General features: G+C 63.5%; 17 protein-coding genes. 14 read left to right on the top strand and 3 right to left on the bottom strand.

Translation table 11 applies throughout. The annotated features are described in order from the left end of the window. Positions 1-61: 61 nt before the first annotated feature. The 11 genes from DKB74_RS09725 to DKB74_RS09675 all read left to right on the top strand — a co-directional run bounded on the left by DKB74_RS09725 (position 62) and on the right by DKB74_RS09675 (position 6,913). A complete protein-coding gene (locus DKB74_RS09725) occupies positions 62-883 on the top strand; it encodes a pyruvate, water dikinase regulatory protein (protein ID WP_193504414.1) in 822 nt (273 codons plus the stop codon). Continuing rightward, the gene (locus DKB74_RS09720; RefSeq protein WP_109807944.1) at positions 880-1,476 is read left to right on the top strand and encodes a Maf family protein; all 597 of its coding nucleotides are present in this window, start codon (positions 880-882) and stop codon (positions 1,474-1,476) included. Before DKB74_RS09725 ends, DKB74_RS09720 begins: the two co-directional genes overlap by 4 nt. After that, the gene (gene aroE / locus DKB74_RS09715) at positions 1,473-2,285 is read left to right on the top strand and encodes a shikimate dehydrogenase (protein WP_193504412.1); all 813 of its coding nucleotides are present in this window, start codon (positions 1,473-1,475) and stop codon (positions 2,283-2,285) included. Before DKB74_RS09720 ends, aroE begins: the two co-directional genes overlap by 4 nt. After that, a complete protein-coding gene (gene coaE, locus DKB74_RS09710) occupies positions 2,282-2,875 on the top strand; it encodes a dephospho-CoA kinase (protein ID WP_109807943.1) in 594 nt (197 codons plus the stop codon). The genes aroE and coaE overlap by 4 nt, the downstream gene beginning before the upstream one ends. A 7-nt stretch (positions 2,876-2,882) precedes the next feature. Further along, positions 2,883-3,572 carry a DNA polymerase III subunit epsilon gene (gene dnaQ / locus DKB74_RS09705; protein WP_109807942.1) on the top strand — a complete coding sequence of 230 codons (690 nt, stop codon included), beginning with the start codon at positions 2,883-2,885 and terminating at the stop codon, positions 3,570-3,572. A 52-nt stretch (positions 3,573-3,624) separates the two neighbouring features. Then, positions 3,625-4,203: a ribosome hibernation-promoting factor, HPF/YfiA family gene (hpf, locus tag DKB74_RS09700; protein WP_109807941.1), complete on the top strand. Its 579-nt coding sequence runs from the start codon at positions 3,625-3,627 to the stop codon at positions 4,201-4,203. Positions 4,204-4,247: 44 nt separating this feature from the next. Further along, positions 4,248-4,715: a PTS sugar transporter subunit IIA gene (locus DKB74_RS09695; RefSeq protein ID WP_109807940.1), complete on the top strand. Its 468-nt coding sequence runs from the start codon at positions 4,248-4,250 to the stop codon at positions 4,713-4,715. Next, positions 4,666-5,175 (top strand): PaaI family thioesterase, encoded by a 510-nt coding sequence (locus DKB74_RS09690; RefSeq protein ID WP_109807939.1) that lies wholly within the window; start codon positions 4,666-4,668, stop codon positions 5,173-5,175. The genes DKB74_RS09695 and DKB74_RS09690 overlap by 50 nt, the downstream gene beginning before the upstream one ends. Beyond that, positions 5,175-5,513: a DUF1491 family protein gene (locus DKB74_RS09685; protein ID WP_164497937.1), complete on the top strand. Its 339-nt coding sequence runs from the start codon at positions 5,175-5,177 to the stop codon at positions 5,511-5,513. The genes DKB74_RS09690 and DKB74_RS09685 overlap by 1 nt, the downstream gene beginning before the upstream one ends. A gap of 267 nt (positions 5,514-5,780) precedes the next feature. Beyond that, positions 5,781-6,368 carry a cell wall hydrolase gene (locus DKB74_RS09680; protein ID WP_239987454.1) on the top strand — a complete coding sequence of 196 codons (588 nt, stop codon included), beginning with the start codon at positions 5,781-5,783 and terminating at the stop codon, positions 6,366-6,368. 50 nt (positions 6,369-6,418) lie between these two features. Then, complete coding sequence (locus tag DKB74_RS09675) at positions 6,419-6,913, top strand: MmcB family DNA repair protein (protein ID WP_109807936.1); 495 nt, start codon at positions 6,419-6,421, stop codon at positions 6,911-6,913. A 16-nt stretch (positions 6,914-6,929) separates the two neighbouring features. On the opposite strand, the gene DKB74_RS09670 is transcribed toward DKB74_RS09675, so the two are convergent. After that, the gene (locus DKB74_RS09670) at positions 6,930-7,535 is read right to left on the bottom strand and encodes an ankyrin repeat domain-containing protein (protein ID WP_109807935.1); all 606 of its coding nucleotides are present in this window, start codon (positions 7,533-7,535) and stop codon (positions 6,930-6,932) included. A gap of 86 nt (positions 7,536-7,621) precedes the next feature. On the opposite strand from DKB74_RS09670, the gene DKB74_RS09665 reads away from it, so the two are divergent. The 3 genes from DKB74_RS09665 to DKB74_RS09655 are packed head-to-tail and all read left to right on the top strand — an operon-like array spanning position 7,622 to position 9,308. Continuing rightward, positions 7,622-8,206 carry an SCO family protein gene (locus DKB74_RS09665; RefSeq protein WP_109808263.1) on the top strand — a complete coding sequence of 195 codons (585 nt, stop codon included), beginning with the start codon at positions 7,622-7,624 and terminating at the stop codon, positions 8,204-8,206. Then, a complete protein-coding gene (locus DKB74_RS09660) occupies positions 8,194-8,637 on the top strand; it encodes a YcgN family cysteine cluster protein (RefSeq protein WP_109807934.1) in 444 nt (147 codons plus the stop codon). The genes DKB74_RS09665 and DKB74_RS09660 overlap by 13 nt, the downstream gene beginning before the upstream one ends. Beyond that, positions 8,634-9,308 (top strand): M48 family metallopeptidase, encoded by a 675-nt coding sequence (locus DKB74_RS09655; RefSeq protein ID WP_109807933.1) that lies wholly within the window; start codon positions 8,634-8,636, stop codon positions 9,306-9,308. The genes DKB74_RS09660 and DKB74_RS09655 overlap by 4 nt, the downstream gene beginning before the upstream one ends. A 10-nt stretch (positions 9,309-9,318) precedes the next feature. Here DKB74_RS09655 and DKB74_RS09650 read toward each other — a convergent pair whose 3' ends face one another. Then, positions 9,319-11,526 (bottom strand): transglycosylase domain-containing protein, encoded by a 2,208-nt coding sequence (locus tag DKB74_RS09650; protein WP_420822406.1) that lies wholly within the window; start codon positions 11,524-11,526, stop codon positions 9,319-9,321. 31 nt (positions 11,527-11,557) lie between these two features. Further along, positions 11,558-11,995, bottom strand: coding sequence for a peptide-methionine (R)-S-oxide reductase MsrB (msrB, locus tag DKB74_RS09645; RefSeq protein ID WP_109807932.1), 438 nt, complete (start codon positions 11,993-11,995; stop codon positions 11,558-11,560). Positions 11,996-12,101 lie beyond the last annotated feature (106 nt).

The following is a 12,101-nucleotide window of genomic DNA, read 5'->3' as shown; positions in this document are numbered from 1 at the left end:
CGCGTGCCGGCATTGCGCTAGCGCATGTCCGCATGTTTTCCACAGTTTCGTCCCGCCGCTGATGCAGCTCCATCTCCACCTCCTGTCGGATTCGACCGGCGAGACGCTCGAGAACATCGCGAAGGCGGCGCTCGCGCAATATGACGGCGTCGAAACCATGCGCCATTTCTGGCCGATGGTGCGATCGGAAACGCATCTTGAGCGGATTCTGCAGGAAATTTCGCTCAATCCGGGACTGGTACTCTTCACGCTGGTCGATCGCGAGATACGGCGGACGCTCGAAAGCCGCTGCCGCGCCATGGGCCTGCCCGCTGTTGCCCCGCTCGACGCCGTCAATCATGCGCTTTCGAATCTTCTTGGACAGGAAGCCAAGGCCCGGCCCGGCCGCCAGCATATGCTCGACGCTGCATATTTTCAGCGCGTCGACGCGATCCAGTTCACCATCGCGCATGACGATGGCGTCGGTGAGGAGGATTGGGAGGAAGCCGATATCATTTTGGTCGGAGTCTCGCGTTCATCGAAGACGCCGACCTCAATCTATCTCGCCAATCGCGGATTCAAGACGGCGAATGTCCCGATCGTGGTCGAATCGCCACCATCGAAGACGCTGTTTGCGCTGCGTCACCCGCTCGTCGTGGGGCTGACCACCAGCGCCGACCGGCTGGTGCAGATCCGCCGCAACCGCCTGCTTTCGCTCAACCAGCAGCCCGAGACCGACTATGTCGATCATGACGCCGTCGCCCGCGAAGTCACGTTCGCGCGGCGGATGTTCGGCGACAATGAATGGCCGGTCATCGATGTGACGCGACGTTCGATCGAAGAAACCGCGGCGGCGATCATCACGCTGGTCAACGAACGCAATCTTGCGAAGCGGGACGCATGAGCCTGATCCTCGCGTCGCAAAGTGCATCGCGGCGGGCGATGCTGGATGCTGCCGGCGTTCCGTATGAAGCCGTGGTCGCGCAGGTCGATGAGGAATCGGCGACGGCGTCGCTGATTTCGGGCGGGATCGCGCCGTGCGACCTTGCCGATGCGCTTGCAGAGCTAAAGGCATGCAAGATTTCGCGGATGGCGCCCGGCGGGCTGGTGCTCGGATGCGACTCCGTCGTCGCGCTCGACGATGCGACCTTGCTCGAAAAGCCGCAATCGCGCGAACATGCGGCCGAACAGCTGCGCGCGATTTCGGGGCGGCACCATGATCTTTTCAGCGCCGCCGTAATCGCCGAATCCGGCCGTCCGATATGGCGTCATGTCGATCGCGCTCGTTTGCATGTCCGCCCGCTGAGCGAGGCTTTCATCGCGGCCTATCTCGACGCCGAATGGCCGGAAATCGGCTGGTGCGTCGGCGGCTATCGGCTCGAGGCGATGGGTGCTCAGCTGTTCTCGCGGATCGAAGGCAGCCATTTCACAATATTGGGCATGCCTTTATTGCCGCTGCTCGACTATTTGCGCACTCGCAAGGTGATCCCGACATGACCATATTGCGCGCCGAGGTGATCGGCGACCCCATCGCACACAGCAAATCGCCGCTGATCCATCGCTTCTGGCTCGACGCGCTGGGCATAGATGGCAGCTATGACGCCTGTCGCGTCAGTGCCGATGATCTCGCCGGCTATTTCGCGCGGTGCCGCGACCTGCCGGAATGGCGCGGTTGCAACGTCACGATTCCGCATAAGGAAGCGGTGCTGGCCCATGTCGAGGATCGCGGCGATGTGCGCTCGAGCATCGGCGCGATGAACACCATATTTCGCGATGAGGACGGGACGCTGGTCGGCACCAATACCGACGCAGCGGGCTTTTACGGCCCCTTGTCCGGATCGGCCTGGACCGGGGCACATGCCGCGGTCGTCGGTGCGGGCGGTGGCGCGCGCGCCGTGCTGTTCGCGCTGTCGCGAATGGGCTTTGATCGCGTGACGCTGCTAAACCGCAATGTCCTCAAGGCCGGGGCGCTGCTGGGACATTTCGGACTGAAGGGCGACGCATTGCCGCTCGATGCGCCGCTTCCGGCTGCCGATCTGCTGGTCAATGCCAGTCCGCTGGGAATGCAGGGGCAACCGCCGCTCGACGTCGATCTCGACGATCTGCCCGATGATGCCGTCGTCTATGACCTGGTTTATGCGCCGATCGAAACGCCCTTGCTGGCGCAGGCGCGCGCGCGCGATCTGGCTGCCGTCGACGGACTCGAAATGCTGATCGGCCAGGCGGCGGCCGCGTTCGCGATCTTCTTCGGCGCCGAACCGCCGCGCGACCGCGATGCGGAATTGCGCGAGCTGCTGACGGCATGATCACGCTTGGCCTGACTGGCTCGATCGGCATGGGAAAATCCACCGTCGCGGCGATGTTCGCCGACGAAGGCGTCCCGGTGTTCGATGCCGATGCGGTCGTCCATCATCTTCAGGGGCCCGGCGGTCGGCTGGTCGCCGAGATCGAAGCACATTTTCCCGATACGACATCCGAACTGGGTGTCGATCGCACGATGCTTGCCGAAGCCGTATTTGCTGATCCCGAAGCGCTGGCGCGTCTAGAGTCCATCGTTCATCCCGCAGTGGGCAGCGAACGCGCTAATTTTCTGGCGCGCCATGCCGATGCGCCGCTGGTGCTGCTCGACGTGCCGCTGCTGTTCGAAACCGGTGGCTGGGAGCATGTCGACAAGATCGCCGTCGTATCGGCGCCTGCCGATGTCCAGCGCGCGCGCGTCCTTGCCCGTCCGGGAATGACGCAAGCGCGGTTCGAAGCGATCCTGGCCAAGCAGACGCCCGATTCGGAAAAACGGGCGCGCGCCGACTTCGTGATTCCGACCGGCGGCACGCTCGAATCGACGCGCGCGGCGGTGCGCGCGGTGATCGCTTGCCTAGTCGGCGCTGCAGGAGGATAACCCCCCCATGCGCGAGATCGTGTTCGACACCGAAACCACCGGGCTCAGTTTTTCATCGGGCGACCGGATGGTCGAAATCGGCTGTATCGAGCTGATCAACCGTGTCCCGACGGGTGCGAGCTTCCACGCTTATTTCAATCCGCAGCGGGCGATGCCGATCGAGGCGTTCAACGTCCACGGCCTCAGCGAAGTGTTTCTATCCGACAAACCCTGTTTTCACGAGCGGTGCGAGGAATTGCTCGATTTCATCGGCGATTCGCCGCTGGTCGCGCACAATGCAGGGTTCGATTTCGGCTTTCTGAATGGCGAACTGGGCATGTGCGGCAGGCCGCATGTCCATGGCGAGCGGATGATCGACACCTTGTCGATCGCGCGCGTCAAACATCCCGGCGCGAAGCACACGCTCGACGCGCTTTGCACCCGCTATGGCATCGACCTCAGCCAGCGCACGCTTCACGGCGCGTTGCTCGACGCGCAGCTGCTCGCCCAGGTCTATATCGAGCTTACCGGGGGCCGGCAGATTACGCTCGGCCTTGCGGTTGAGGCGGAATCGGCATTGCTGCAACCGGTGCAGGCGCCGGTACGAAACACGGTGCGCGCCGCGCGAAGTTTCACGATCAGCGATGCGGAGCTGGAACGTCACGCGGCATTTATTGCGCAAATGGATCAGCCGTTATGGGGAAAAGCCCCCAGTTGACGGTCGGAAAGCGCGTGCCTAGGTGCACGCCTCACTGCGTCAGGAGAGTTATATGGATATCCGGGTTTCAGGACATCAGGTCGATACGGGCGATGCGCTGAAGTCGCATGTCGAGGACCGGCTCCAGGGTATTGCCGACAAATATTTTTCGCGTGCGATTTCCGCGCAGGTCACGTTCGGCAAGGGGCCGCATGACAACGGCTTTACCTGCGATATCGTCGCGCATGTGATGCAGGGGCTGGTGCTCAAGGGGCATAGCGATGGCATGGATGCGCATGCCGCGTTCGAACGCACCGCCGACAAGATCGAAAAGCAGCTGCGCCGCTATATGCGCCGGCTGAAGGACCGCAATAATGGTGCGGCGATCGCAGCGATGGAACGTGCCGAACTCGATGCTGCCGGCTATACGGTTTTCGCCGATTCCGAAGAGGAAGAAGCGCAGGATTCGCCGCCGATCATCGCCGAAACGCGCGTCGATGTGCCCGATGCAACGGTTTCGGACGCAGTGATGATGCTCGATCTGCGCAACACCAATGCGCTGTTGTTCCGCAATAGCGGGACCGGTTCGTATAATATGGTCTATCGTCGCGGTGACGGCACGATCGGTTGGGTCGAACCCAACCGGGCCTGACAGGCGCCGTTCGGCGCCGCCGCCCATTGCATTCGTGGAAGAAGATGACGGATTTTAATGACCTGCTGGCGCCGGAGGCCGTCCGCTGCGGCGTTCACGCGGCCAGTCGGAAATCGCTTTTGCAGCAGCTCGGCGCGTTGGCATCCGAGGCCTATGGCCTTGATGCCGCGCTGGTGACCGATCGGCTGGTCGCGCGCGAAAAGCTGGGATCGACCGGTTTCGGCAACGGCATCGCCATTCCGCACGGCAAGACCGATCAGGTCCGCCGCACGGTCGGGCTGTTCGTGCGGCTGTCGCGGCCGATCGATTTCGGCGCTGTCGACGACCTGCCTGTCGATCTGGTGTTTGCGTTGATTTCGCCAGTGAATGCCGGCGCATTGCATCTCAAGGCGCTGGCCAAGGTATCGCGGTGCATGCGCGACCAGGATTTTGCCGACAAGCTGCGCGGCGCCGGATCGAAAGATGCGCTGTTCGCCCTGCTCGCCGGAGTGGAGACGCGTGACGCCGCCTGATCCGCAGCGGCCGACCGGGGCGCAAGCGCATTTCCGCGCCCTGGAATCGTTGTACGATGCGGCGCCGATCAACCAGCTGTTCGATTCGGTGCTGGAAATCCCCGAAAGCGGCATCGCGCGTATCCGCTTCACGATCGATTCGCGCTTTTTCCACGCCGCCGGAGCGGCGCATGGGACAAGCTATTTCAAGATGCTCGACGACGCTGCCTTTTATGCGGCGAACAGCCTTGTCACCGATCGCTTTCTGTTGACGACTGCATTCAACATCCTGCTCACCAAGCCGCTGCCGGAAGGGCCGGTGATTGCCGAGGGTCGCTGGGTAAGCGGTCAGCGGCGCGTCTTCGTTGCCGAATCCCGGCTGATCGATGCCACTGGCGAGGAGGCCGCGCGCGGGACCGGCACCTTCATGCGGTCCAAAATCCCGCTCGCGTCGCTGCGCGGCTATCGGTCGGACGATTGATGGCGCGCCCGACGAGCAGCCTGCTTGTCAATGCGTTGATCCGGCGTGTTTTCGCGCAAGGCGGCCATGCCGCCGTGCTTGCCCATGGCGACGACACCGCCGGTGCGATCCTGATTCTTGCAGTCGATCGGGGGGAGGATCCACGATTTTACGAACGCGGGCTGGGGCCCGACGGTCGGCCCGCGCTGATTTGCTCAGGACCCACGGATAATCCCTTAGTCGCGGAAATCCGGGATTATTGGCAGAAGCGCCGGGTCAGCGATCCTGATTTATGGGTTGTGGAACTGGATGTCGCACAGGCGGAACGTTTCGCCGCCGAGACGCTGCTTTTCGATTGACTTTAATTCCTATCGAAACGATAGGCGCGTCACGTTATTTTGGGCGTTAGGCCGGGAGCGCGTTCTTGCTCGCCGGAAACGCAGTCGGGGGGAGGCCCGGCAGGCCCGGTTTTGTTTTTGAGGCCTGACCGCGCACCAACCGCATATATGCGATGAAAAATGACTTTTCGTGTTCGCGCCGCGATTATCGCGGCTGTGACTTTTTGTGCTGGCGCAGTTGCAGTCGGCACCACTCCCGGTCTCGCCTTTGAGATCCGGAACCCCATTTTGAACGACCCGGAGCCCGAAACGGTTCCGCCGGCCGATATTGCCGAAAAGCTGCCCGCATTGCGCGCGGCGCTGGTGGCACAGGGCGCGGGCGCCACGCGCAGCGTCGAATTCGCCGAATCCAAGCCGGTGGTGCAGCCGGTTCCCGAACCAGAAGAAGAAGCCGAGGATCTCGACTTCGCATCGCTTTCCGACGCGGTTGCCGCGCAGGAAGTGACCGGTGCGGTCGACCGCGAGCTTCGCTGCGTCGCCATCGGCGTCTATTATGAATCGAAGGGCGAGCCGCTTTCCGGCCAGCTCGCGGTGGCGAATGTCATCCTCAATCGCGCTGCGTCGGGGCGCTACCCCTCTTCGACCTGTGCGGTGCTGACCCAGCGCAGCCAGTTTTCCTTCGTGCGTGGCGGACGCCTGCCGACGCCGCCGAACAATGCGGCATGGCGCAGGGCGCTGGCCGTGGCCCAGGTTGCCGAACGCAATCTGTGGGAAAACCCGGTTCCGCGTGCCTTGTTCTTCCACGCCAATTACGTCTCGCCGAACTGGCGCCGTCCGCGCGTCGCGGCGATCGGCAATCATATCTTTTATCGCTGATCCCTGCGTGGGGCTTTCCCACGTTCGTGCAATGTTCTAATCAGCGGAGGATGTTGGACGCATCCTCCGCTGTTGCATGTTCGGGCCCGTCGGGATCGACGGCGGGCGATGTGTCGCGCGGTGTCTGCCGCATGCTGCTTCGGCACGACATCGTCGCGCTCGCCGAAGTGCCGCTGGAAGGCGGGCGTCGCGTCGACCTGATGGCGATGGACGGCCGGGGCAAGCTGATCATTGTCGAGATCAAGGTGTCGCGGGCGGACCTGCTCGGCGATTGCAAATGGACCGAATATCTCGACCATTGCGACCGTTTCTACTGGGCGGTTCCCCCCGGTTTCGATGTCGAACCGCTCTCACGCGCGGATTTTCTTCCCGAACGGTCCGGGCTGATCGTCGCCGATCGCTATGATGGCGCGATCGTTCGCGAAGCAAGCGAATCGGTGGTGGCAAGTGCCGCGCGCAAGCGGACGACGCTGGCATTTGCACGCCGTGCCGCGCGCAGGTTGATCAGCCTGGCCGATCCGGAGGCCGAAACCGGGCTGGGATAATCGGCGCCTACGCGCTTCAGCGCAGCGTCGGTCCCGAAACTGCGCGCCGGTCGCGATGCGGTGCTTCCGCCAGCATGCGTTGGATTGTCGGCGAGCGGGTATCGCGCTCGGCATAATCGCGCGCGGACATGCCGGCGAGCAGGTCCGGCTTGTCCGGATTGGCGCCCGCATCGAGCAATTCGCGCACCAGCTGGACATTGCGCAGCTGGACCGCGCGGATCAGCGGCGTTTCACCGTGATCATTCGCCACGTCGACATCGGCATGATAGGTGATGAGCACCCGGACCCCCTCCAGCCAGTTGAGGTTGGTCGCCAGCAGCAGCGGCGTATTGCCGTCGCGGTCGCGCAGATCGGGGTTGGCATCATGCTGCAACAGGAAGGAAAGATAGGTCCGGTCCGTGCGCTTGGTCACGATATGAAGCGCGCCTTCGCCCGATGACACATCGCGCGTATTGACGATCGGCGGACCCGGCCGGTTCAGCATCTCCGTGACTTTGGCGCCGTCCGCTTCGGACACGGCATGCAGGAACTGGTAGCTGTCGCTGAATTGTTGCGCGGCCGCGGGTGCGGCAGAGAAGATCAGGCCTGCGGCCAGCAGGGCAGTGGAGAGACGGCGGATCATGACAGTACGCGAACCCTTGAAAACCGATGGGATGTGCCGATGAAACCTTGCATAGCACAGCCTATCCGATCATGTCTGGCCCCATCATGAACCGTCTGAAATCCCTTTTCGCCGCTGCCATGCTCAGCGTGTCGCTTGCCGCATGCGGTGGCGCTACCGTCGAACCGCCGCTCGCCGGGGCCGCGATCGGCGGTCCGTTCGCGCTGAAGAACCAGGATGGCGCCGTGGTGCGCGACACCAGCTTCGCGGGCAAATACCGGATCGTCTATTTCGGCTATACCCATTGTCCGGATGTATGCCCGCTCGACATGCAGAATATCGCGGCGGGTCTGCGGATCGCCGGGAAGAAGGATCCTGGCCTGGCAGACAAGGTGGTGCCGATCTTCATCACCATCGATCCCGAACGCGATACGCCTGCCGTGCTCAAGGAATTCGTTACGGCATTCGGCGACAATATCGTCGGCCTGACCGGCACGCCCGACCAGATTGCCGATGTCGCGCGCGAATATGCCATCTGGTATCAGAAACAGGACACCGGAACGTCCAATTATCTGATGAACCATTCGCGGACGACCTATCTGATGGGGCCGGACAATGATCCTGTCGCGCTGATCCCCGCCGATGAATCGCCGGACGCAGTGGCCGGGACGCTGGAAAAATGGGTGCAGTGACCGATCGTTTCTGGGAAAGCACCCCGCTCGAAAAGCTCGATCGCGCGCAATGGGAAGCGCTGTGCGACGGATGCGGGAAATGCTGTCTCCACAAGCTTGAGGATGAAGAGACCGGCGACCTCCTCGCCACCAATGTCGCCTGCCGGCTGCTCGATCGCAAAAACGGGCGGTGCAGCGATTATCGTCACCGCCACGCCTATGTCAGCGAATGCGTGCGGCTGACGCCCGCTTCGGTTCGTGCGCTCGACTGGTTGCCGAAAACCTGTGCCTATCGGTTGCGCGCGGACGGAGAGCCGTTGCCCGAATGGCATTATCTGGTCTGTGGCGATCGCGAAGCCGTCCACCGTGCCGGCGAATCGACGCGCGGCTGGACCGTATCCGAAGACGATGCGGGCGATTTCGAACATCATCTGGTGGATCGCGAATTGTGATCGACGCCCTCGACGTGGTTCGCCACGCGCGGGCGCGCCATATGCGACTGGCGGTGCATCCTGCCACGGGAAGAGTGCGGCTTACGCTGCCGCGTCGCGCATCGCTCGCGGCGGGGATCGCCTGGGCCGAATCGCAAGGCGCATGGATCGAGCGGCAGCGCGCCAGGATTCCCGGGCGCACGGCACTGATCGACGGCGCAGAATTTCCCTTTCGCGGCATGCCGCTAACGATTCGATGGTCCCCGACGGGATCGCGAACCCCGATCCTGAACGGCGATGCGGAGCTGATCTGCGGCGGGCCGGCCGAATCGCTTCCCGGTCGGGTCGAGCGCTGGCTACGGCGACAGGCGCTCGACTTGCTCCGTGAAGAGACGCTGGCAACCGCAGCGCGCGCGATGGTGTCCGTCGAGCGCGTCGCGGTCGGCGATCCGCGCTCGCGCTGGGGCAGCTGCTCGGCATCCGGCACGATCCGCTATAGCTGGCGGCTGATCATGGTCCCGGATTTCGTGCGCCGCGCAACTGTCGCGCATGAAGTGGCGCATCGCGTGCACATGAATCATGGCGCTGCGTTTCACCGGCTGGTCGAGCAGCTCCATGAAGAGGATCCGCTGCCGGCGCGCGAATGGCTGCGCGCCCATGGCGCGGCGCTGCATCGCATCGGCGGCGCCTGATCGAACCGGCCTATTGATCCTGCGGCGCGGGAGTGGGCGTCGCGCGATATCCGGGCGGCAGGATCGACGTTGCCGGCGGAATGCCGTTGCGCGGTGCCGTATCGTCCCGCTGCTGCGGATTGCGCTCGGGCGAGGGCTGGCGCGGCGCATCGCGCGGCGGATTGGTCGGCGTCGGCGTGGGGCTGGGCGGGGATTGGGGGTCGCGCCCGGTCATCCGGTCGATCCAACCCTGATCGAGCCGATCGCCCTCGGTCGGTTGATCGACGCTGCGGCGATCGTAATCGGGGTCGCCCGGATTGACGGGATTGCCGTCCTCATCGACGAAAACGCCATTGTCCGGCCCGTAATACCAGCTCTCCTCATCCGGTTCGAGCTGCCATTCGGGAAGCGTCACTTCGGTCTGGAACTGCTCGACGGGGCGACGCGCAACCGCCCGGCGCATGAAGGATGCGAATGCCTGAGCCGGGGCGCGGCCTCCGGCCAGCCCCGCCACGCGTCCGGCATCGTCGCGGCCCATCCAGACGCCGGTGGTAATGCCGCTCGAAAAGCCGAGAAACCAGCCATCCTTGTTCGACGTGGTCGTGCCGGTCTTGCCGGCAACGGGGCGGCCGATCTGCGCTGCCTTGCCGGTGCCGGTGGCAACCGCGGTCTGCAGCAGATCGGTCATTTCCGCGGCGATATAGGGCGCCACCAGCACATGGCTGCGATCGACTTCATGGCTGTAGATCGTCTCGCCATTCGCAGTGACGCGGGTGATCGCATAAGGCGTCACCGACACGCCCTGCTGGCTGACGGATGCGAAAGCGCGGGTCATGTCGATCAGGCGGACGTTCGAGCTGCCCAGCACCATCGCCGGATTCGTGTTCACTTTCGTCGTGATGCCGAACCGCCGGGCCATGTCCGCCACCGTGCCGAAACCGACTTCGTTGCCCAGCTTGGCCGCCACGGTGTTGACCGAATAGGCAAAGGCCGATCGCAGCGACATTTCGCCGGCAAAGCGTCCCGAACTGTTGCGCGGGCTCCATCCGCGGATCGTCACTGGCTCGTCGACAACTACATCGTCGGGCCGATGCCCGGCTTCGAGCGCGGCGAGATAGACGAACAGCTTGAACGCCGATCCCGGCTGGCGTTCCGCCTGAGTCGCCCGGTTATAGATGGACGAGACATAATCGCGCCCCCCGATCAGCGCGCGCACCGCGCCATCGCGATCGAGCGATACCAGTGCACCCTGCGCGCCCTTGGGCGTGTTGACGCGTATCGCCTCGTCGGCAGCGCGCTGCATATCGACGTCGAGCGTCGTCCAGACTTCCAGCGGCGCTTCGGTCTCGTCGATCAGCACTTCGAGCTGGGGCAGCGCCCAGTCGGTGAAATAACGGACGCTGTTCTGATTGGGATCGCGTTCGATCTTGATCGCCTGGGTATCGGTGGCGGCGGCCTGCTCCGGCGTGATCTTGCCGGTTTCGACCATCAGCTTGAGCACGGTACTGGCGCGATCGATCGCGGCCTGCGCGTCGGCGGTCGGGGCATAGCGCGACGGCGCCTTCACCAGCCCGGCAATCACTGCCGATTCGGCAAGGTTCAGATCGGTGCCGGGATGGCCGAAGAATTTGCGCGACGCGGCGTCGATTCCATAGGCACCACCGCCGAAATACACTTTGTTCAGATAGAGTTCGAGGATCTGATCCTTCGAGAATTTACGCTCCATCGCGAGCGCCAGAATGCCTTCGCGGATCTTGCGGCCGAGATCATATTTGTTCGAGAGGAAGATCGTACGCGCGACCTGTTGCGTGATCGTCGATCCACCCTGGAGGCGCTGGCCCTCCCTGCGCGTCAGGGCAAACCGGAACATGCGGGCGACCGCGACCGGATCGACGCCGGGATGCGAGCGGAAGCGGCGATCCTCGACCGCCACCATCGCGTCGCGCATCACTTCGGGAATATCGTCGTAGGAAATCCACTGGCCATAGCTGGGGCCCAGCGAAACGAGCACGGTGCCGTCGGCGGCATGGACGCGAATCATCTGGCCGTTCGGCGAGGACTTTAGCTCATCGAAACTGGGGAGCGAGGCCCGGGTCGAATAGACTGCGATGACCAGCGCGACGAAAGCCAGCAGCGCCAGCGCGGCCGCGCTGCCGAACGTCCACAGGAAGATGCGCCGCCACGGCCACCCCAGGAAACCGTGCCACAAATTGCTGGCGCTTTTTGAAGATCCGCTCACGCGCAGGTTCGGCCCATCCCGCTATACCGCTTCAGGAAGCGGCTGATTCGCCATTATTAGCAGCATTACCGTTGCCGCTGCGTGAACGGAAATCGAGTGCTACCGAATTGATGCAATAGCGCAGCCCGGTGGGCGGCGGCCCGTCGGGGAAAACATGGCCCAGATGCCCGTCGCATCGCGCGCAGCGCACTTCTGTACGACGCATGCCATGGCTTTCGTCATGATGTTCGGAAACATGGTCCGGCGCGACGGGCTGGGTGAAGCTGGGCCAGCCCGATCCCGAATCGAACTTGTCGATGCTGTCGAACACCGCATTGGCGCAACCGGCGCAGCGATAGACGCCATCGGCCTTGTTGTGATCGTATCGCCCGGAAAAAGGTGCTTCGGTTCCCGCTTCACGCAATACGTGAAACTGATCGGGGGTAAGCTTTTTGCGCCATTCGGATTCGGACAGGTTGATATGCTCCATGTGCCGGATGTGTGACGGCTTTCCCGCCGCGTCAATTCCGGACGGACCGAATCCGCGACGAAGCGGACGGCGATTCTGCCCGGACCGTGCGCAGAAGGACACAATG

This window comes from Stakelama portus, assembly GCF_003171655.1.
Lineage (GTDB): Bacteria > Pseudomonadota > Alphaproteobacteria > Sphingomonadales > Sphingomonadaceae > Sphingomonas > Sphingomonas portus.
The sequence above is the reverse complement of the archived record's forward strand: the minus strand, read 5'-3'. Positions and strand labels throughout refer to the sequence as shown.